At 67.3% G+C, this 19,972-nt stretch carries 22 protein-coding genes and 1 tRNA gene; 14 read left to right on the top strand and 9 right to left on the bottom strand.

Translation table 11 applies throughout. The features are described from left to right. Positions 1-31 precede the first annotated feature (31 nt). From JNO53_RS12180 to JNO53_RS12170, 3 genes are read left to right on the top strand one after another with little or no spacing between them, the layout of a single operon-like run. Positions 32-403, top strand: a complete 372-nt coding sequence (locus JNO53_RS12180) for a DUF3489 domain-containing protein (RefSeq protein ID WP_160734062.1) — start codon at positions 32-34, stop codon at positions 401-403. Then, positions 400-822, top strand: a complete 423-nt coding sequence (locus tag JNO53_RS12175) for a DUF2924 domain-containing protein (protein WP_203111585.1) — start codon at positions 400-402, stop codon at positions 820-822. The genes JNO53_RS12180 and JNO53_RS12175 overlap by 4 nt, the downstream gene beginning before the upstream one ends. Further along, positions 815-2,500 carry a recombinase family protein gene (locus JNO53_RS12170; RefSeq protein WP_203111583.1) on the top strand — a complete coding sequence of 562 codons (1,686 nt, stop codon included), beginning with the start codon at positions 815-817 and terminating at the stop codon, positions 2,498-2,500. Before JNO53_RS12175 ends, JNO53_RS12170 begins: the two co-directional genes overlap by 8 nt. Before the next feature lie 187 nt (positions 2,501-2,687). Here JNO53_RS12170 and JNO53_RS12165 read toward each other — a convergent pair. Then, positions 2,688-2,774: transfer RNA gene (locus JNO53_RS12165), tRNA-Leu, on the bottom strand. Between the two features lie 109 nt (positions 2,775-2,883). Beyond that, entirely contained in the window at positions 2,884-3,705 is an 822-nt protein-coding gene (locus JNO53_RS12160) for a zinc-ribbon domain-containing protein (protein ID WP_203111581.1), read from the bottom strand. A 154-nt stretch (positions 3,706-3,859) separates the two neighbouring features. Between JNO53_RS12160 and ftsE the strand changes: the two genes are divergently transcribed. The 4 genes from ftsE to JNO53_RS12140 are packed head-to-tail and all read left to right on the top strand — an operon-like array spanning position 3,860 to position 6,751. After that, positions 3,860-4,594, top strand: a complete 735-nt coding sequence (ftsE, locus tag JNO53_RS12155) for a cell division ATP-binding protein FtsE (protein WP_203111579.1) — start codon at positions 3,860-3,862, stop codon at positions 4,592-4,594. Then, positions 4,591-5,523, top strand: a complete 933-nt coding sequence (locus tag JNO53_RS12150) for a cell division protein FtsX (protein WP_203111577.1) — start codon at positions 4,591-4,593, stop codon at positions 5,521-5,523. The genes ftsE and JNO53_RS12150 overlap by 4 nt, the downstream gene beginning before the upstream one ends. Beyond that, positions 5,520-6,047, top strand: a complete 528-nt coding sequence (locus JNO53_RS12145; RefSeq protein ID WP_338015354.1) for a YdcF family protein — start codon at positions 5,520-5,522, stop codon at positions 6,045-6,047. The genes JNO53_RS12150 and JNO53_RS12145 overlap by 4 nt, the downstream gene beginning before the upstream one ends. 8 nt (positions 6,048-6,055) lie before the next feature. Beyond that, positions 6,056-6,751: a lysophospholipid acyltransferase family protein gene (locus JNO53_RS12140; protein WP_203111574.1), complete on the top strand. Its 696-nt coding sequence runs from the start codon at positions 6,056-6,058 to the stop codon at positions 6,749-6,751. 42 nt (positions 6,752-6,793) lie between these two features. Here the strand turns inward: JNO53_RS12140 and JNO53_RS12135 are convergent, their stop codons facing one another. Next, on the bottom strand, positions 6,794-7,699 hold the full coding sequence (locus JNO53_RS12135) for a prephenate/arogenate dehydrogenase family protein (RefSeq protein WP_203111570.1): 906 nt from the start codon (positions 7,697-7,699) through the stop codon (positions 6,794-6,796). Next, positions 7,696-8,799: a histidinol-phosphate transaminase gene (hisC, locus tag JNO53_RS12130; RefSeq protein WP_203111567.1), complete on the bottom strand. Its 1,104-nt coding sequence runs from the start codon at positions 8,797-8,799 to the stop codon at positions 7,696-7,698. The genes JNO53_RS12135 and hisC overlap by 4 nt, the downstream gene beginning before the upstream one ends. Before the next feature lie 131 nt (positions 8,800-8,930). Here hisC and metX point away from each other — a divergent pair, with 131 nt between their 5' ends. Both metX and metW read left to right on the top strand, forming a co-directional pair. Continuing rightward, a complete protein-coding gene (metX, locus tag JNO53_RS12125; protein WP_203111564.1) occupies positions 8,931-10,037 on the top strand; it encodes a homoserine O-acetyltransferase MetX in 1,107 nt (368 codons plus the stop codon). Further along, the gene (metW, locus tag JNO53_RS12120; RefSeq protein WP_203111560.1) at positions 10,030-10,635 is read left to right on the top strand and encodes a methionine biosynthesis protein MetW; all 606 of its coding nucleotides are present in this window, start codon (positions 10,030-10,032) and stop codon (positions 10,633-10,635) included. Before metX ends, metW begins: the two co-directional genes overlap by 8 nt. On the opposite strand, the gene fghA is transcribed toward metW, so the two are convergent. The 5 genes from fghA to JNO53_RS12095 all read right to left on the bottom strand — a co-directional run bounded on the left by fghA (position 10,632) and on the right by JNO53_RS12095 (position 15,466). Continuing rightward, positions 10,632-11,474, bottom strand: coding sequence for an S-formylglutathione hydrolase (fghA, locus tag JNO53_RS12115; RefSeq protein WP_203111558.1), 843 nt, complete (start codon positions 11,472-11,474; stop codon positions 10,632-10,634). The two genes, metW and fghA, sit on opposite strands and share 4 nt — an antisense overlap. Before the next feature lie 206 nt (positions 11,475-11,680). Then, positions 11,681-12,181 carry a prolyl-tRNA synthetase associated domain-containing protein gene (locus tag JNO53_RS12110; protein ID WP_203111556.1) on the bottom strand — a complete coding sequence of 167 codons (501 nt, stop codon included), beginning with the start codon at positions 12,179-12,181 and terminating at the stop codon, positions 11,681-11,683. Between the two features lie 5 nt (positions 12,182-12,186). Continuing rightward, on the bottom strand, positions 12,187-12,588 hold the full coding sequence (locus JNO53_RS12105; protein ID WP_203111554.1) for a VOC family protein: 402 nt from the start codon (positions 12,586-12,588) through the stop codon (positions 12,187-12,189). A 56-nt stretch (positions 12,589-12,644) separates the two neighbouring features. Further along, positions 12,645-13,757, bottom strand: coding sequence for an S-(hydroxymethyl)glutathione dehydrogenase/class III alcohol dehydrogenase (locus tag JNO53_RS12100; RefSeq protein WP_203111551.1), 1,113 nt, complete (start codon positions 13,755-13,757; stop codon positions 12,645-12,647). Between the two features lie 275 nt (positions 13,758-14,032). Further along, complete coding sequence (locus JNO53_RS12095; RefSeq protein ID WP_203111548.1) at positions 14,033-15,466, bottom strand: NAD-dependent succinate-semialdehyde dehydrogenase; 1,434 nt, start codon at positions 15,464-15,466, stop codon at positions 14,033-14,035. Between the two features lie 110 nt (positions 15,467-15,576). Between JNO53_RS12095 and JNO53_RS12090 the strand changes: the two genes are divergently transcribed. The 5 genes from JNO53_RS12090 to JNO53_RS12070 all read left to right on the top strand — a co-directional run bounded on the left by JNO53_RS12090 (position 15,577) and on the right by JNO53_RS12070 (position 19,960). After that, entirely contained in the window at positions 15,577-15,945 is a 369-nt protein-coding gene (locus JNO53_RS12090; protein ID WP_238401876.1) for a hypothetical protein, read from the top strand. A 68-nt stretch (positions 15,946-16,013) separates the two neighbouring features. Next, complete coding sequence (locus tag JNO53_RS12085) at positions 16,014-16,490, top strand: hypothetical protein (protein WP_203111545.1); 477 nt, start codon at positions 16,014-16,016, stop codon at positions 16,488-16,490. A gap of 84 nt (positions 16,491-16,574) precedes the next feature. Next, positions 16,575-17,246, top strand: coding sequence for a glutathione S-transferase family protein (locus JNO53_RS12080; protein WP_129524581.1), 672 nt, complete (start codon positions 16,575-16,577; stop codon positions 17,244-17,246). A gap of 46 nt (positions 17,247-17,292) precedes the next feature. After that, on the top strand, positions 17,293-17,691 hold the full coding sequence (msrB, locus tag JNO53_RS12075) for a peptide-methionine (R)-S-oxide reductase MsrB (RefSeq protein ID WP_203111542.1): 399 nt from the start codon (positions 17,293-17,295) through the stop codon (positions 17,689-17,691). Between the two features lie 97 nt (positions 17,692-17,788). Continuing rightward, positions 17,789-19,960: a PBP1A family penicillin-binding protein gene (locus JNO53_RS12070; RefSeq protein WP_203111539.1), complete on the top strand. Its 2,172-nt coding sequence runs from the start codon at positions 17,789-17,791 to the stop codon at positions 19,958-19,960. Positions 19,961-19,972: the final 12 nt, after the last annotated feature.

Here is a 19,972-nt window from a genome sequence, read left to right as displayed (position 1 = left end):
GCCCGGCAGGGCTTCGGGTCGTGGGGCAGCAATGGTGCTGTCCCGATCCGGAGGATTACTCATGGCGAACACAAACAGCAGCAAGCGTACGCGCCGGATGGCGCGAGAGCCGATGGCCCGGCCTGCCGCGTCAGCGGAGAGCGGGAGCGCACAAGACGTCGCGGTGAGGGAGCCAGCCGACGACGCTCCCTCAAAGGGGCAAAGCAAGATAGAGGAAGTGCTTTCACTCCTGGAGCGCGCAGAGGGCGCAACGCTGGATGAACTGGTGCAGGCGACCGGCTGGCTTCCGCACACTACCCGAGCGGCGCTGACCGGCCTCAGGAAGAAGGGCCATTCTATCCGGCGAACGAAGCATGACGGCATCAGCCGGTATACGGTCGTGGAGGCGGCAGCGTCTCGATGAGCCGGCTAGATGACGAACTGAATGCGCTGGCGGACCTCGTGCCATCGCAGTTGCGGGAGAAGTGGAGCAACATGGAGGGCACCACCCCGCCATCTGTTCCATCTTCCCTTCTGAGCCGTCTCGTGGCGCAGCGCCTGCAAGAGCGGCGGCGCGGTGCCTTGCCGGCGCTGGTCATGCGGGAACTGACACGGATTGCCGTGGCGAAGCCGAACTCCGCGCCTCTCTGTCGCCGTAGCAAACTCACACCTGGCACCCGGCTGGTTCGCGAGTGGAACGGTCAGACCATTACGGTCGAGGTTCTGGAAGAAGGGTTCGCTTATGCTGACCGCACTTGGAACTCGCTCAGTGAAATCGCCCGGTATGTGACCGGCGCGCACTGGTCCGGGCCGCGGTTCTTCGGTCTCACCGGCAATGGCTGAGAAACTGCTTCGCTGCGCGGTCTACACCCGCAAGTCCACTGACGATGGGCTTGAGCAGGAATTCAACTCACTCGATGCGCAGTATGAGGCCTGTGCTGCCTATGCCCTGAGCCAGCGCCATGAAGGATGGGTGCTGGCGAAGGACCGCTACGATGACGGCGGGTTCTCGGGCGGTAATATGGAGCGACCGGGGCTTAAGTGCCTGCTTGCCGATGTCGAGGCAGGCAAGGTCGATATTATCCTGCTCTACAAGATCGATCGGCTGACCCGCAGCCTCACAGATTTCGCGAGGATTGTGGAGGTGCTCGACAGGGCCGGCGCGAGCTTCGTCAGCATTACCCAGAGCTTCAACACGACCACCAGCATGGGTCGGCTTACGCTCAACATGCTGCTGAGTTTCGCCCAGTTCGAGCGGGAGGTCACAGGTGAGCGCATCCGGGACAAGATCGCAGCCTCGAAGAAGAAGGGCCTGTGGATGGGAGGTCCGGTGCCGCTCGGGTACGAGGTGTGCGATCGCAAGCTCGTGGTGAAGGGCAACGAGGCAGAGCAGGTGCGGCACATCATGCGCCGCTATCTGGCGCTGGGATCGGTGCCTGCGCTGGCCGAGGAACTGAACCGGGAAGGCTACAGAACCAAGGTTCAGCGCCGGACCAGTGGTCCGCACAGGGGCGGCTGCATCTTCAGGCGAGGCACACTTTATCACCTGCTTTCGAACCGCATCTACCGCGGGTTCATTGTTCACAAAGGCAGGGCGTACCCGGGCGAACACCAACCGATCGTCGACGCCGAACTGTGGGATGCGGTGCAGAAGCTCCTTGCCGACAACGCTTCCGGTTCATCGCGGCGTCTGAAACACCAGCATCCAAGCCTGCTGATCGGCAAGCTGGTGGATGGCGAAGGTCGGCAGATGGGCCCGAGTCACGCCACAAAGAACCGGAAACGCTATCGCTACTACGTCACCCGTTTAGATGAGCTCGGCGGCACCCGGGCATGGCGGGTCTCGGCCCATGATCTCGAGCAGATGGTGTGTGCGGCGATCGCTGGGAAGCTGGCTAATCAGCAGTTCGTGCTGGAACTTGCGAGGGGCGATGCGCGGAAGGCCGAGCACCTTCAGAATGCCACCGCAGAAGCGAACGCTTTGGCTGCGACACTGAGCAGTGGCAACGCCCATGACCGGGCAGAACTGATTGCGGCGCTTGTCCGGCAGGTCAGGCTCTCTGAAGACAGGATCGGAATCGAGCTAGATCACGACGCTGTCCGGGAGCGGCTTGGCGTTGGTGCCGGCTTGGAAACCGGGCGGAGCATTCCGGTGATCACCATCCCGGCCGTGCGCGTCCGCCGGGGCCATCAGCTGCGGCTGATCGTACCGGGCCCGGAGAATTGCCGGCCGACGATTGTCCGGCGAGACGAGAAACTCGTTTCACTCGTCGCCGAGGCTCACCAGGCGAGGCAACTGGTGCTCGCGAGCCCGGCGCGATCGATTGCGAGCATTGCCAGCGAGCATAGTCGATGCAGGACAAGGCTTGGCAAACTCGTTGCTCTGTCCTGTCTGGCGCCCGATATCGTCACGGCGATTGTAGAAGGCAGACAGCCGAAGCATCTCACGGCGAAGCAGCTGATGAGCGGACCCTTGCCACTGTCCTGGACGGAGCAGCGTCGCGAACTGGGCTTCGCCTGAACCGACCACTTGCAGTCACGATTTCGCGAGCTGAGACGCCCCGGCGAATCCAGGTAAAATCCGCCTCACCCCGCCACGTCTCCGGCTGCAGTTCCACGAGATCATATACAGAAAGGCCGCAGGACTGCGCCACTTCGGGCGGGCGTTCCGGGGCCGGTACGATTTTCCAGGACTACTCAGGACTGTTTGGTGCGGTCGAGAAGACTCGAACTTCCACGGGCTTTCGCCCACAACGACCTCAACGTTGCGCGTCTACCAGTTCCGCCACGACCGCACTCAGCCAGAAGGGCGACGGGCGCCCTCGGGGGGTAGGCGGGCGCCACTAGCAACAGGTGCGCCCCTCCGCAAGCGGTTTGAGCGCGCCTATCGCACCATGCTCGCAATCAATCCGGTTTCCAGCCGATTTCCGCGAACTTGGCCGACTTGGGAACGTCGGTCACCGCCTCGTTGATCGTGACGCTCTCGCCCGGCGCAAGCTGCGCCTTGGGAGGGGCGACTTCCCAGCTATAGACAATCCGGTCGCGCGCATCACGCATGACGATCAGGATCGAGGGCACGGCGCGCGTTTCCCGCCCGACGTTGGTGATCGTGCCGCTCGCGCCGAAGAATTCGGTGCCGTTGGGCAGAGTGCGCCGGTCCTGCTGTTCGGGCGGGAACTCGAGCACGAGATCGGGCTGCTCGACCGCGAACGTCGGGCGGCTGACGGGGACCCAGTCGGGCAGGCCCCAATAGCTGACGGCGGCAATGGTGCCGAGCGCCAGCACTGCGAACACCGCCGCCGCCGCGGTCCATATCTTCAGCGGATTGCGCCGCGGCCGGAACGGCGGTTCGGCCGCGAAAGGGGAATAGCCATCGTCGGGTTCCACCGGCGGAGGGGGCGCCGGAATCGCCTCGGCCACGGGCGGCGGCTGGTCGAAATCGGGGGCGGGCGGCGGGACCGCAGCCTCCGTTACATCCGGCTCGTCCTGAGGCTCGGGCAACGGTTCTTCAGCCGGAGAGGGAGGAGGGGACGGCGGTGCGGGAGGAGCGGCCGGCGGCGGCACCGGCGCAGCGGGCGGCGGAATGCCCTCTCCGATCTCCGCCCCCGTACCTTCCTGAAACCAGCTATGCCGGCACTTCGCACATCGCACCGTGCGCCCGTCGACTCCGATAGCGCTGTCTGGCACGACATAGCGGGTCGAGCAGGCGGGGCAGGCGATGATCATCGTAACCGGCATCCTTAGGGCGGGCCACGGATCGCACAAGACTTGCCCGCGATGCAGGAGCGAGCGAGCGGCTTTTTTCCACATCGAAGCGCCGCTATAGCCGCGCGCACATGCGAAGCTGCGATCTCCCGACACTGCGGACGGACTTTCGTCCATGAGCGATTTCGACGGCGAGATCGTGGCGTTCGACAACGTCGGGCTGCGCTACGGCACCGACGGGGAAGTGCTGCGCGACATATCGTTCACGCTCTACCCCGGCAGCTTCTACTTTCTGACCGGCGCGAGCGGGGCGGGCAAGACGTCGCTGCTCAAGCTGCTGTACCTGGCGCAGCGCCCATCGCGCGGGGCGATCCGGATGTTCGGTTCCGACGTGATCACCCTGCCGCGTGCCCGCCTGCCGGCATTCCGCCGGCGGCTTGGCGTCGTGTTCCAGGATTTCCGGCTCGTGCCGCACCTCTCGGCGTTCGACAATGTGGCGCTTCCGCTGCGCGTGTCGGGCATGCCCGAATCCGATGTGGCGAAGCCGGTCGCCGACATGCTCGACTGGGTCGGCCTTTCGCATCGGTACGAAGCGCGGCCGGCCACGCTGTCGGGCGGGGAACAGCAGCGCGTGGCGATCGCCAGAGCGGTGATCGGCCGGCCCGACATGCTCGTGGCGGACGAGCCCACCGGCAACGTCGATCCCGAGATGGCCCTCAAGCTCCTGCGCCTGTTCGAGGCGCTCAATCGCCTGGGCACGACGGTCGTCGTCGCGACGCACGACGTGCATCTGCTCAAGAAGGTTCCCGATTCGCTGATCATGCGGCTCGACAAGGGGCGGTTGTCCGATCCCACGGGCGCGCTGCGCTACCCGCCGCGCGCCGTGCGCCGCGAGAGTTCGGCGCCATGACGCGGCCGGGGGCGCTCAATCGCGCGATCGTGCGCGGATTCTCCCCGTTCGGAGGGGATCGTGCGGCACGTCTGGTGCCGCAGGCACGGCTGGTCGGACCGATGCCGTGGGTGATCGCGATCATGGTCGCCCTGACGGTGGTTGCGGCCGCAGGCGGGCTCGCCCTGCAGAACATGGCCGACACGGCGCGCGCCGAGCTCTCCGGCGGGGTAACGGTGCAGGTGATCGAGGCATTCCCAGCCGCGCGCGAACGGCAGGCAGGCGCAGTGATGGAAGCGCTCGCGAACGATGCGAAGATCGCCACCTACCGGCGTGTGCCCGAAGCCGAGCTCGACGCGCTGCTCGAGCCCTGGCTCGGCGTTGGCGCGACCGACGCAACCGTGCCCGTTCCCGCGCTGATCGATGTGCGCCTGCGCGGCGTCGCCGACCGCGCGGCGATCGACGACCTCCAGACCCGGCTGCTCGAGATCGCGCCCGATGCGCGGGTCGATGCGCAGTCGGGCTGGCTGCAACCCGTGTTCGCGGCGATCACATCGCTCCAGTGGCTGGCGATCGCGCTCGTGGTGCTGCTGGCGCTGACGAGCGCAGCGGCGGTGTGGCTTGCGGCGCGCTCGGCGCTCGGCAGCAACCGCAACACGATCGAGATCGTCCACCTGCTCGGCGGGACGGACGGGCAGATCGCGCGCATTTTCCAGCGCTCGATCGGCTATGACGCGGTGCTCGGCGGCGTGGCCGGGCTGGCGATCGGCGTCGCCGGCGTCATGGTGCTCGGCCGGCAGTTCGCGGCGCTCGGTTCGGGCATGATGGCGGGTGGCGGGTTGACCCTGCCGGACTGGCTGATGCTCGCCGGGATTCCGGTCGCGGGGGTCGTGATCGCGGTCGTCACCGCGCGGCTGACCGTGCTCGCTTCCGTGAGGCGAATGCTGTGATCGGCCGCATCGTTTCCGCCGCGGTCATGCTCTGGGCCCTCGGCTTCCTGTGGTTTGCGGTCGCGCTGCCGGGACCGGCAGGGGACATTCATTCCGACGCCGTGATCGTGCCGACCGGCGGCGCCGGAAGAATCGAGCGGGGCCTCGAGATCCTTCGCGACGGGCAGGCCGAAGCGATGCTCGTGACGGGGGTCGATCCCGAGGTCAGGCCGCGCGAGTTCGCGGCACAGTTCGACGTGCCCGCCGAGCTGATGGATTGCTGCATCGCGCTCGGCTTCGCGGCGGTCGATACGCGCAGCAACGCGTCGGAAACCGCGCGCTGGGTCGATGCGCACGAGATCAAGTCGCTCCGCCTGGTTACGACCGACTGGCACATGCGGCGCGCGGCAGGCGAACTTGCGCGCACGCTGCCTGACGGCGTGACCGTGGTGTGGGATGCCGTCCCCTCGCGCCCGTCGTTCGGTGACCTGTTCCTCGAATATCACAAGCTCCTCGCCAGCACCGCCAGCCGGCTGTGGCAATGAGGCAGGCGATGCTCCTCCTGCGCAATCTCGCGTTCTATCTCGTCTTCTACCTGGGGAGCGTGGTCTACGTGCTCTCGGCAGTCGCCTCCATTCCGCTGGGGGCCCGGGCCCTCGGTTGGGTGGTGGACCGCTGGTGCTGCTTCCACCGCAGCTGCGCCCGGCTGTTCCTCGGCATCAGAGTGCGCCTGGAAGGTGCGCCCACCGCCGGCGCGGCGCTCTATGCGATCCGGCACGAGAGCTTCTTCGAGGCGATCGATGCGCCGTGCCTGTTCGATCACCCGGTGCCCTTCGCCAAGCGCGAGTTGTTCCGTATCCCCGGCTGGGGCCGTGCGGCGGAGGCTTACGGCTGCGTCCCCGTGGCCCGCGATGAAGGCGCGCGGGCGCTGCGGGCGATGGTCGCCTCCGCCCGGACTTATTCCGCGCAGGGCCGGCCGCTGGTGATCTTTCCTGAGGGCACCCGTGTGCCACATGGGGAGCGGGGCCAGCTTCAGGCGGGCTTCGCCGGCCTTTACAAGCTCCTCGGGCTGCCGGTGGTGCCGGTCGCAGTCGACAGCGGTCCGCTCTACCACCGCCGGCTCAAGCGGCCGGGCACCATCACCTACCGGTTTGCGGAGCCGATCGCCCCCGGCCTGCCGCGGGCCGAAGTCGAGCGGCAGGTGATCGAGGCGATCAATGCCCTGAACGCGGGATCGCCCGCGGCCTAGGGTCTGTACTCAATCAGACCTCGCTCCAATTGAGTACAGACCCTAGTGATCCTTGCGCCCGAAGTCGGGCCGCGCATCGTCCTGCCCCTGTTCGACGATCGAGCGGCGGATGTCGCGCGTACGGGTGAAGAGATCGAACAGCGCCTCGCCGTCGCCGCGCCGGATTGCGCGCTGGAGCGCCGTCAGGTCCTCGTTGAACCGGCCGAGCATCTCCAGAACCGCATCGCGGTTGGAGAGGAAAACGTCGCGCCACATGGTCGGATCGCTGGCTGCGATGCGGGTGAAGTCGCGGAAGCCGCCGGCCGAATACTTGATGACCTCGCTGCGCGTGACTTCCTCGAGATCGGAGGCGGTTTCGACGATCGTATAGGCGATCAGGTGCGGGATATGGCTGGTGACGGCGAGCACGAGATCGTGATGCGCGGCATCCATGATCTCGATCTTCGCGCCTAGGGCTTCCCAGAAGCGGGTGAGGGCGACGACGGCGGTCGGGTCCGCATCGGCGGGTGGGGTGAGAATGCACCAGCGATGCCGGAAAAGGCTCGCGAACCCGGCATCGGGACCGCTCTGCTCGGTGCCCGCCACCGGGTGGGCGGGAATGACGATCCGGCCCGGCAACGCCTCGCGGAGTGCGTCCATCACCGATTGTTTCGACGACCCCACGTCGCTGACGATGGCATGTTCGGGTAAGTGGTCGGCGATCGCCGCGGCCGCGCGTGCCATTGCGCCTACGGGTACGCAAAAGAGCACGAGGTCGGCAGCGGCCACCGCCTCGTGCGCCGTTTCGCTTACGGTCCCGACCAGCCCACGCTCGCCCGCCCGCGCGCGCACCGCCGGGTCTGCGTCGTAGCCCGTCGTCTCTACTTCCGGCAGGTGCTCGGCAATCGCCAGCCCGACCGATCCGCCGAGCAGGCCGAGCCCGATGATCGCGACGCGCTCGATCGTCACCGCGCCGCCTCCGCCATGGCGCGCAGCGTCTGCGCGACCGCATCCATCTGCTCGCGCGTGCCGACGGTTATCCGCAGCGCTTGCGGAAGTCCCTGGCCTGGCAGGTGGCGCACAGCGAAGCCCGCATCGGCCAAGCCCTCGAGAGCCGATGCTGCGTCGAGGGCGCCTTCGAACAGCACCAGCACGAAGTTGCCCCTGCTGGGCAAGGCGCGCAGCCCGTGATTGCCCAGCGCGCCGACCGCGTCCGAAAACCGCGCCAGTTCGGTAGCGTTGTGCTCGCGCGAAAGGCCCACGAACCCCTGATCGCCTAACGCGGCGAGCGCCGCTGCCTGGCCGTGGTTGGTGACGTTGAAGGGCCCGCGGATGCGGTTGAGCGTATCGACGATCCCCGGCGCGCCGGTCGCCCAGCCGATCCGCTCGCCGGCGAGGCCGTAGATCTTGGAGAAGGTGCGCGTGACGAGGACGTTGTGGTGCCGGCTCGCGAGCGCGAGGCCGCCGTCGTCGTCCTCCGGCGCGAGGTATTCGGCATAAGCCTGATCGAGCACGAACAGCACGTCGCGCGGGAGCCCGGCGTGAAGCCGCGCGACTTCTCCGGCGGGGAGGAAGCTGCCGGTCGGATTGTTCGGGTTGGCGAGGAAGACCACGCGGGTCCGCTCGCTCACCGCGGCAAGCAGTGCATCGACGTCGGCCCCGTAGTCGGCATCCGGCGCTTCGACCGGCACCGCCCCGCAGCGGCGCGCGGCGATGTCGTAGACGGCGAAGCTGTAACGCGTGAACAGCACCTCGTCGCCGGGCCCGGCATAACCTTGCGTGGCGAGGTTGAGCAGCTCGTCCGAACCGGTGCCGCAGACGATGCGCGCGGGATCGATCCCGTGAAGCGCGCCGATGGCGGTGCGCAGGGCGCTCGCGTCCGGGTCGGGATAGCGCGCCGGCGGCGCGGCCTGCGTCAGTGCAGCCAGCGCGGCCGGGCTCGTGCCGAGCGGGTTCTCGTTGGCCGAGAGCTTGACCAGCTCGCGCCCGTCGGCGGCGCGGGCCTTGCCCGGCACGTAGGCGTGAATGCCCTCGATCCAGGGCTTGGGGATGGGGCGTTGCTCGGACACTTGGCTATCGGCCCTTAAAGCAATACGGCCCTTCGACAAGCTCGGGGCGAACGGTTAGAGGGTGACATCCACCAACCCGTTCGTGCTGCGCTTGTCGAAGCACCGTTCTTTTTGCTGCCCCAAGGTCCGGTTTGAACGCCTCCTCACAAATCTTCCGCCTTCCTCATCCCCTGCCGCTCGACGGCGGGCAGGCGCTCGAAGGCGCGACGATCGCCTACGAGACATATGGCGAGCTCGCGGCGGACAAGGCCAACGCGATCCTCGTCTGCCATGCGCTGACCGGCGACCAGTATCTCGCCAGCCCGCATCCGGTGACCGGCAAGCCCGGCTGGTGGGAGCGGATGGTCGGCCCCGGCAAGCCGATCGACACGGACCGCTACCATGTGATCTGCGCCAATGTGATCGGCAGTTGCATGGGCTCGACCGGCCCGGCGAGCGCGGCACCCGACGGCAAGCCGTGGGCGATGCGCTTCCCGGTCATCACCGTCCGCGACATGGTCCGCGGGCTGGTCGCCCTGCTCGACGGGCTCGGGATTGAGCGGCTGCACGCGGTGGTCGGCGGATCGATGGGCGGGATGCAGACGCTGAGCCTCGCCGCCAATTTCCCCGAGCGCGCCGCGCGCGTGCTGGCGATTGCGACGACCGCGCGGCATTCGGCGCAGAACATCGCCTTCCACGAGGTCGGGCGGCAGGCGATCATGGCCGATCCCAACTGGCGCGGCGGCGACTACTACGGCGATGGCAGCGCGCCCGACGCCGGGCTGGCGGTCGCACGCATGGCGGCGCACATCACTTACCTCTCCGAAGCGGGGCTGACCGAGAAGTTCGGCCGCCGGTTGCAGGATCGGGACGCGAAGAGCTTCGGCTTCGACGCCGATTTCCAGATCGAGAGCTATCTGCGCTACCAGGGCAGCGGCTTCACGCGCCGGTTCGACGCGAACTCCTACCTCTATATCACCCGCGCGATGGACTACTTCGACATCGCCGAAGCGCACGGCGGCACGCTGGCGGAGGCCTTCGCGGGGCACGCGATGGGCAAGGGCGCGCGCTTCTGCCTCGTCAGCTTCGACACCGACTGGCTCTATCCCACGGCGGAGAGCCGCCATGTCGTCCACGCGCTCAACGCCGCGGGCGCGCCGGTCAGCTTCGTCGAGCTTTCCGCGCCGTTCGGGCACGACAGCTTCCTGCTCGACGTGCCCGCGCTCGATCGGGTGGTGAAGGGGTTTCTCGATGGCTGAGCCCGGGTCCGAAGCGCTGCGTCCCGATCTCGCCGTGATCGCGCGGCAGGTGCCCGCCGGCGTGCGCGTGCTTGATATCGGCTGCGGCGACGGCGCGCTGATGGCGGTGTTGCGCGACACCAAGCAGATCGACGCGCGCGGGATCGAGATCGACGGCGCACTGGTCGAACGCTGCGTCGCGCGCGGCCTCAGCGTGGTGCAGGGCGACGCCGACCGCGACCTCGCCTTCTACCCCGACGGCGCGTTCGACGTGGCGATCCTCAGTCAGACGCTGCAGACCGCCGCGCGGCCCGACCGGATGCTGGCCGAGCTGCTGCGGGTCGGCCGCCGCGCTTTCGTCAGCTTCCCCAACTTCGCCTACTGGCGCATGCGCTGGGCCTTGCTCAGCCGCGGCCGCATGCCGGTGACGCGCCACCTGCCGGTGACCTGGTACGAGACCGAGAACATCCACCACATGACCGTGCGCGATTTCGAGGAACTGGCACGCGATCTCGGCATCGAACTCGAGAACCGCTGGTTCTTCACCCGCGAACGCGAGATCGGCCCGGCCGGCGCCAACTGGCGCGCCGAATACGCGCTGTTCGAAGTGCGGCGCTAGCGCTTCAACCTTTCCGTATGCCACGCCACGTGCTCGGCCATGAAGGTCGAGATGAAGTAGTAAGAATGGTCGTAGCCGGCCTGCAGGCGGATCGTGGCGTCGAGGCCGGCCGCTTCGCAGGCTTCGGCGAGGCGGTGGGTGCGGAGCTGTTCGACCAGGAAGTCGTCGGCGGTGCCCTGGTCGACGAGAATGTGGTCGTGGCGGGCACCGCCTTCGATCAGGGCGACCCCGTCATATTCGCGCCACGATGCCCGGTCGGTTCCTAGATAGCGGCCGAGCGCCTTCTCACCCCACGGCACTTCGCCCGGCGCGACGATCGGGGAGAAGGCGCTGATCGAGCGGAAGCGCTCCGGGTTGCGCAGGCCGATGGTCAGCGCGCCGTGGCCGCCCATCGAATGGCCGGTGATCGACTGGCGCGCCATGTCCGCCGGGAAGTTCGCCGCGATCGCCTCGGGCAGCTCGCGCTCGATATAGCTGCGCATGCGGTAGTGCGCCGCCCAGGGCTGCTCGGTCGCATCGACGTAGAAGCCCGCGCCCTTGCCGAAATCGTATTCGCCCTCGGCATCGGGAACGTCGTCGCCGCGCGGGGAGGTGTCGGGGGCGACGAAGATCACGCCGTGTTCGGCGCAGGCCGCGCGGTATTCGCCTTTCTCGGTGACGTTGGCGTGGGTGCAGGTCAGGCCCGAGAGATACCAGAGCACGGGCAGCTTCGCGCCGTCGGCATGCTCGGGCACGAAGACCGAGACGGTCATCTCCGTGCCGGTTTCGGCCGACTGGTGAGAATAGACGCCCTGCGTGCCGCCGTGGCTGCGATTGGTGCTGATGGTCTCGAGTTTCATCCGCCCTCCCTATCCGTTCGCCGCCTGTGTGTCGAAGCGGATCCTCCCCATTTTCCCCTGAGCTTGTCGAAGGGGCAAATGGGGAGGCGGACCGCGCGCGTAGCGCGTGGTGGAGGGGTATTGCGCTGCCTCAGCGGCGTGCTTTAGCCCCTCCGTCAGCGCTGCGCGCTGCCACCTCCCCATTTGGCTTCGCAAAATGGGGAGGATTAGGCTTGGACCGTCGGCACCTCGGCCACTAGCGGCGCATGGCCCCAGTGCCGGAGCAGCCGCAGGACCTCGGCACCCGCCAGCCCCAGGGTCCCGGTGTTGCGCAGCGGGTGGACGTTGATCCGCTCAGCTTGGGCCAGCCCCGCGTCGAGCACCACGGTCACACTGCCCGGCGCGGCATTGATCACGGCGAGCGGGGTGACCGAGCCCGGCGTTATCCCGAGCAGGCGCTGCATGTCCTCCGCCTTGGCGAAGCTCACCCGCTTGCAGCCGATCGCCTGCGGCAGGGCCTTGAGGTCGACCCGCGCCTCGGCCGGCACGGTCGCCAGCCAGAACGCGCCGGCGGTATCCTTCAGGAACAGGTTCTTGGTGTGCTCGCCCGGAATGTCGCGGTCGAGCGTGCGGCTTTCTGCGACGGTGAAGACCGCCGGGTGCTCGTGCAGCGAATGCGGGATCGCGAGCGACGCCAGGTCGGCCAGCAATCCCGCTTCGCCGCGCATTGCGGTCAGGATTTCGGCCGGTGGAGCGCGCAGAGCTTGTTGCCGGAAGGATCGCGCACGTAGCTCAGGTGCATGGGCCCGAGCGCGCCGCCGTCGCGCGGCCCCGGCGGATCCTCGATCGAGGTGCCGCCGCTGGCGACGCCGGCGTCGTGGAAGGCCTGCACCTGCTCCGGCGAATCGCACTTGAAGCCGATCGTCCCGCCGTTGGCGAAGGTCGCGGGCTCGTCATTGATCGGCTCGGATACGCAGAACGTGCCGCCGTTGTGCATGTAGAACAGGCGCGTGTGCCCGCTCGCGGAGACATGGCGCATCGCTTCGCCGGTGAAGCCCAGTGTGCCGAGCACGGCGTCGTAGAACGTCTTGGCCTTCTCGATATCGTTCGTGCCGACCATGATATGATTGAACATCGCCAAGCCTCCCATTAAGTTTCGATTCGCTACCTATATCGGTTGCGAGCCGCCGGTCAATAGACCACCACGCTCCTGATGCTCTCGCCGGCGTGCATCAGGTCGAAGCCCTTGTTGATCTCCTCCAGGCTGAGGACGTGGGTGATCATCGGGTCGATCTGGATCTTCCCGTCCATGTACCAGTCGACGATCTTCGGCACGTCGGTCCGGCCGCGCGCGCCGCCGAATGCGGTGCCGCGCCAGTTGCGGCCGGTCACGAGCTGGAACGGGCGGGTGGCGATTTCCTTGCCCGCCTCGGCCACGCCAATGACGACCGAAGTGCCCCAGCCGCGGTGGCAGCATTCGAGCGCGGTGCGCATGACCTCGGTGTTGCCGGTGCAGTCGAAGCTGTAGTCCGCGCCGCCGTCGGTCAGCTCGACCACCTTGGCAACGACCTCGTCGCGGCTCAGGCCCTTGGTGTTGAGGAAGTGGGTCATGCCGAACTTGCGGCCCCATTCCTCGCGGTCCGGATTGATGTCGATCCCGACGATCATGTTCGCGCCGGCGAGCTTGGCGCCCTGGATCACGTTGAGGCCGATCCCGCCGAGGCCGAACACCACGACGTTGTCGCCCACCTGGACCTTGGCGGTGTTGACCACCGCGCCGACGCCGGTGGTGACGCCACAGCCGATGTAGCAGCTCGTCTGGAACGGCGCGTCCTCGCGGATCTTCGCCACCGCAATCTCCGGCAGCACGGTGAAGTTCGAGAACGTCGAACAGCCCATGTAGTGGTAGATCGTCTGGCCCTTGTAGGAGAAGCGGCTGGTGCCGTCGGGCATCAGGCCCTTGCCCTGCGTGGCGCGGATCGCGGTGCACAGGTTGGTCTTGCCGCTGAGGCACGACTTACACTGGCGGCATTCGGGGGTGTAGAGCGGGATGACGTGATCACCGGGCTTCACGCTGGTCACGCCCGCGCCCACCTCGCGCACGATCCCCGCGCCCTCGTGGCCCAGCACGCTGGGGAAGATGCCTTCGGAATCCAGTCCGTCGAGCGTGTAGGCGTCGGTGTGGCAGATGCCGGTCGCCATGATCTCGACCAGTACCTCGCCGTCCTTCGGCCCTTCGAGGTCGAGCTCGACGATCTCAAGCGGCTTCTTCGCCTCGAAAGCGACGGCGGCGCGGGTCTTCATCTGGGCACTCCTGTAAAACGTCTATGGCGGGAACGACGTTCATATCCTGCAAAACCGTCACCCTGAACCTGTTTCAGGGCCCATTCTTCCCTTCGCGCTGCCGATTCTGGAGGCGCGATGGGTGCTGAAACAAGTTCAGCATGACGGGGGATGATGTATCGAACTTCCGTTTCGGATGACTACGGCCGAGCCAATTCCGGTTGCGAATTCTGATCAGATAACCTTATGGCATCGCGATGTCAATAAAAAACACCAAATAGGTTATACCCCTGACCTCAGTCCGTCTCATGCACGGTCTTGGGCACCATGCACGCCATGACGCCCTCACGCCCGTCCTCGCTGCCGTAGCCCGACCATTTTACACCGCCGAACGGCGCATCGACGCCCGAGACGTTGGCGCCGTTGATTGCCAGCATGCCCGTCTCGATCTCGGCGGCCAGGCGGCTGCGGCGCGCCGGGTCCTGGGTCCAGGCATAGGCGGCAAGACCGTAGGGCAGGCGGTTGGCCTCCTCGATCATGCTGTCCTCGCCCTTCATCGGGTTGAGCAGCGCGACCGGACCGAACGGCTCGTTGTTCATGATGTCGGCATCGACCGGCACTTCGGAGAGCACGGTCGGCTCGTGGAAGAAGCCGCGGTTGCCGATCCGCTCGCCGCCGGTCAGCAGGTTCGCGCCCTTGTCCTTCGCGTTGCCGATCAGCTTCGCCAGCGAGTCGGGCCCGCGCGCGTTGGCCATCGGCCCCATCTGCGTGTCCTCGTCGAAGCCGTTGCCGACCTTCACCGTCTTCGCGCGCTCGACGAAGCCGTCGCGGAACCGCTCGAACACGTCTTCCTCGATCAGGAAGCGGGTCGGGCTGACGCAGACCTGGCCCGCGTTCCGGTACTTGGCCGCGACCATCGTATCGAGCACCTTGTCGACGTCGCTGTCGTCGAACACCAGCACCGGGCCGTGGCCGCCGAGCTCCATCGTCGCGACCTTGAGGTCATCCGCGGCGAGGCGGGCGAGATGTTTGCCGACTGCGGTCGAGCCGGTGAAGGTCACCTTGCGGATCACCGGCGAGCCGAGCAGGTGGCGGCTGACCGTGTCGGGCACGCCGAACACGCACTGCACCGCATCGCCCGGCACGCCCGCGTCGAGCAGCGCCTGGACTAGCGCGATGCCGCCCGCCGGGGTTTCCTCCGATGGCTTGACGATCACCGAGCAGCCTGCGGCAAGCGCGCCGCCGATCTTGCGCACGACGTTGATCATCGGGAAGTTCCACGCCGCGAAGCCCGCGACCGGGCCGATCGGGTGGTACTGCACCTCGACCCGCTGGCCCGTGGGACGTACCAGCGTGCGGCCGTAGATGCGCTTGATCTCGCCGGCGTAGAATTCGAGCAGCATGGCCGAATAGATCACCTCGCCCATCGCTTCCTTGACCGGCTTGCCTTGCTCGCGCGTGATCGCGGGGGCAATCTGGCTGGCGCGCTCCTTGAGCAGCGCAGCGGCCTTGGTCAGGATCGCGGCGCGCTTGTCCGCGGGGGCGTTGCGCCATTCGCGGAAGCCTCGCTGCGCGCCGTCGAGCGCGCGGTCGAGATCCTCGGCGGTCGCGCGGGGCAGGGTGCCGATCGTCTCGCCGGTGGCCGGATCGATCACCTCCTCGGTCTCGCGCCCGCCGCCGGTCACCTGTTCGCCGCCGATCAGGAGGTGGAGGGAAGGGTAATCGGCCATTGCAGCAGCTCCTCTTGTCGTGTTTGCGCGGGGGATGGCCGCGCGCGCCGGGCGCGTCAACTGTGCCGATCTAGGCAAGCGTTGATCTTGCCTCGTATAGGGCGGCGGCCATGACCCGCTTTCTCACCTTCGCCACGCTGGCGCTCGCCTCACTCGCACCCGCCGCGCAGGCGCAGGAGCCGCCCAAGCCGAATCTCACCATCGAGCAGCGCACCGCCCTGCGCTGCTCGGTCGCCTTCGCGCTGGTCGCCGAGGGGCAGGCACGCGGCGACGCAGCGATGGCCGCCTACCCCGCACTCGGCGAGCGAGGACGCGAATTCTTCGTCCGCACCTCCGCACGCATCATGGACGAGACTGGCATGAGCCGCGACGCGGTCGCCGGCCTCCTTGGTGCGGAGGTCGAATCGCTGCGTGAGGAAGAGGCGCTCGATCGGGTCATGTCGCCGTGCATGCTGCTGCTCGACGCATCGGGTCTTTAAGGGCCGTTCAGTGCCCGGTCAGGCACTCTCGGGCACTTTTTCGCCCGCGAACGAATCGGAGAACGACCATGCGTATTCTCGCTCTTTGCGCGGCCGCTGCGCTCGCGTTTCCGGCGGCCGCCAGCGCCTCCGAACCCGCGCCGCTGCCTGATTTCGAGCTTTACGACGCGCCGCTCTACGCGCCGGAGGTGGAATACGAAGAGCCCCTGTCGCAGCGGCTCGCCGACCCCGTGGTGCAGAACGAGCTTGCCAGCACCGTCGCGGTGCTCGGCGAAATCCTCCTCGACATGCCGCTGGCGCCGATCGTCGAGCCGATGGCCGAAATCACCGGCCGCGACCCGGGCAGCGTCGATCCCGACCTGACCCTGCGCAAGATGCGGCCGGAGGCGAGCGACGTGCCCGCCCGCGTCGCCCGCGATCTGCCGCGCGCGATGGGCGCGATGGCGTCGATGGCCGACAGCCTGGAAGCGATGCGCCCGGCGCTCCGCGAAATGGCCGAGCGGCTGGAATTCGGCATCGATCAGGCGACTCGCGGCCAGCGCTGATGCGGCGGTCTGCGTAAAACCCTGTTTCGCCTCGCCCGGCACTGTAGACGACCCCGCGCACTTGCGGCATGAGCAGGGGCGCATATGTGGCGCCTCTATCAGTTTCCCCTCTGTCCCTTCAGTCGCAAGGTTCGCCTGCTCCTCAGCGAGAAAGGCGTCGGCTACGAGCTGTGGCGCGAGAACCCGTGGGACGCTAGCGACGAGTTCTGGGCGCTCAACCCGGCCGGGCGCACCCCGGTGCTCTACGATCCGGAACGGCGCCTGGCGCTGTCCGACAGCCGCGCGATCTGCGAGTATTTCGAAGAGACGGTCGACAAGGCGCCGATGATCAACGGCACCGCCGCCAACCGGGCTGAGATCCGCCGGCTGGTCGCATTGTTCGACGAGAATTTCTTCGGCGACGTGACCATGCCGTTGCTGCACGAACGGATGAAGAAGCGGCTCGTGCTGCGCCAGCCGCCCGACTCGCGGATCCTGCGCGAGGCGATGAAGCTGGCGCACGGGCATCTCGATTATATCGACTGGCTGATCGACAACCGCACCTGGCTCGCCGGTGCGACGATGAGCCTCGCCGATCTTGCCGCCGCGGCACAGATTTCGGTTGCCGACTATCTCGGCGGAATCGACTGGACCGGGCACGAGCAGACGCGCGGGTGGTATTCGGTGTTCAAGAGCCGCCCCTCGTTCCGCCCGCTGCTGTCGGAGCGCATGGAGGTGATCCAGCCGCCGCGCCACTATGCCGAACTGGACGTTTGAAGGCGCGCGCCGCGTTTCCCATATCTCCTGCCGAGGAGAACGCACGATGTCCGACAAGATCCAGCTTTCCGATGCCGAATGGCGCGAACGCCTGACGCCCGAGCAGTATCACGTGCTGCGCGAGGGCGGGACGGAGCGCGCCTTCACCGGCAAGTACGAGAAGAACAAGCTGTCCGGCGAATACCGGTGCGCCGCCTGCGGCCAGTTGCTGTTCGAAAGCGCCGACAAGTACGACAGCGGTTCGGGCTGGCCGAGCTTCACCGCGCCGGCCGAAGGCGATGCGGTCGAGGAGCATCGCGATACCTCGCACGGCATGGTGCGAACGGAGGTCGTCTGCTCGAAGTGCGAAGGGCACCTGGGGCATGTCTTCCCCGACGGTCCGGGGCCGGACGGCCTGCGCTACTGCGTCAACAGCGCGGCGCTGGATTTCATGCCCGAGGAATAATCCCGCCGCCCCGTTCACGCCGGGTTACAACTGCCCTATGCATCGGGCACGCGACGGGTAATCGGGCTGCGGCCCGCAAGAAGGTAAGCGAATACTGATGGCGAAGCGGGGGAGCCGGCGGAAGGCACCGAAGTCGACCGGCAGGCGCACGGCGAGCGGCTGGCGGCTGTGGGCGCGGCGCCTGCTCATCTGGGGCGGCGCCCTGGCGTTGCTCGGCGCCCTGTTCCTCGGCCTGGCCGTCGCTTTCGCTGCGCGCTCGCTGCCCAGCTACGGGGAACTCAAGGCGACCGACAACGCCCAGACCATCATCGTGCGCGCGCGCGACGGGACCGAGATCGTCGAACTCGGGCCGAGCTACGGCGAATGGCTCGACAGCTCCGAAATCCCGCAGGTGATGAAGGACGCGATGATCTCGGTCGAAGACCGGCGCTACTATTCGCACTTCGGGATCGATCCCTACGGCCTCGTTCGCGCACTCTGGGTGGCGATGACGGGTGACGGGCGCATCTCCGCAACCTCGACGATCACGCAGCAGCTCGCGCGGAATATCTTCCTCAATTCCAACCGCTCGCTCGACCGCAAGCTGCGCGAGGCGGTCCTCGCGATCGCGCTGGAAAGCAAGTTCTCGAAGGAACAGATCCTCGAGCTCTATCTGAACAAGGTCTATTTCGGCGGCGGCGCTTACGGCATCGACAGCGCGAGCCGGAAGTTCTTCAGCCATCCCGCGACCGAGCTTTCGACCGCCGAAGCGGCGATCATCGCCGGGCTGGTGAAAGCGCCGAGCCGCTACTCGCCGACCGCCGACGTCGAAGCCGCGGTCGGCCGCGCGAACGTCGTCCTGCGGCTGATGCGCGAGCAGGGACGTATCTCGGCGAGCGAGGCAAGCGTCGATCCCGCGACCGTCAATCTCAAGGAGGAAAGCGGCCAGAACTCGGTGCGCTACTTCACCGACTGGGCGCTGCCGCAGCTCGACCTGTTGTTGCCCGAGACTTTCGAGCCGATCGAGGTCTGGACCACGATCGACGTGGGCATGCAGCGGGCGGCGACCGCGGCGGTCAAGTCGAATACCCCTGGCGGCGCGCAGGGCGCGCTGGTCAGCCTCGACCGCGACGGGGCGATCCTGGCGATGGTCGGCGGGACCGACTACGTCACGACCAATTACAACCGGGCGACGAACGCGCTGCGACAGCCGGGCTCCGCATGGAAGCTGTTCGTCTATCTCGCTGCGCTCGAGGCCGGCTACACGCCCGACGACCGCGTGGTCGATGCGCCGGTCACCATCGACGGCTGGAGCCCGCGCAATTCGGGCGGGACCTATGCCGGCGAGATCGATATGCGCGCCGCCTTCGCCTATTCGAAGAACACCGTCGCGGCGCAGCTCGGCAACGAGGTCGGCTTCGGCACTGTCGCCTCGATGGCCAAGCGTTTCGGCATCACCACCCCGATCTCGACTTATCCGGCGATGGTGCTCGGCAGCTCGGAAGTGCGGCTGATCGACATGACGCGCGCCTTCGCCGCCATTTCGGCCGAAGGCAGCTCGGTCGAACCCTACGGCATCGTCAAGGTCACTACGGCCGACGGCGAGGTGCTTTACCAGCACGACGCGCCGCGTTCGACCCGGCTTGTCCCGGACTACGTGGCGGCCGGCATCACCGATCTGCTCCAGACCACCGTCAATACGGGAACGGGGCGCGCGGCGCAGATCGGCCGGCCGGTCGCGGGCAAGACAGGGACGACCAATTCCAACAAGGACGGCTGGTTTCTCGGTTTCTCCAGCGGGATCACCACCGGGGTGTGGATGGGCCGCGACGATGCCGATCCGGTGCCGGGATTGCAGGGCGGGCGCGCACCGGCGCAGGCCTTCGCCGCCTACATGCGCTATGCAGTGAAGGATCGCCCGGTCGAGCAGTTCGATACCGAAGTGCAATTGCCCGAATGGCAGCTCGAGCCGGACGACGAGTATTATTACGGCGAGCCGGACGACTACTACTACATCGATGAGCAGGGGAACTTGATCGAACCCGGCGTGCCGGAGGAACCGGGCGAGCTGCCGTTCCCGATCGAAGGCGAACTGCCGCCCGGCGATCGTCCGCGTCAGCCGCCGCCTCCGACGAGCAATGGCGATCCCGGACAGGCGGCAAGCGACGACTTCCTCGATCGCGCGACCGGACGCGCCGAGCCGCAGGGTAGACCGTCACCGCCGCCGATCCGCCTCCAGCCCCGCGCACCGGCGCCCACGCCCCAGCCGGGGGTCGGCGGGGTCGAATAGGCACTACCGCGC

This window comes from Altererythrobacter sp. C41 (genome assembly GCF_016803135.1).
Classification (GTDB): domain Bacteria; phylum Pseudomonadota; class Alphaproteobacteria; order Sphingomonadales; family Sphingomonadaceae; genus Pelagerythrobacter.
The sequence above is the reverse complement of the archived record's forward strand: the minus strand, read 5'-3'. Positions and strand labels throughout refer to the sequence as shown.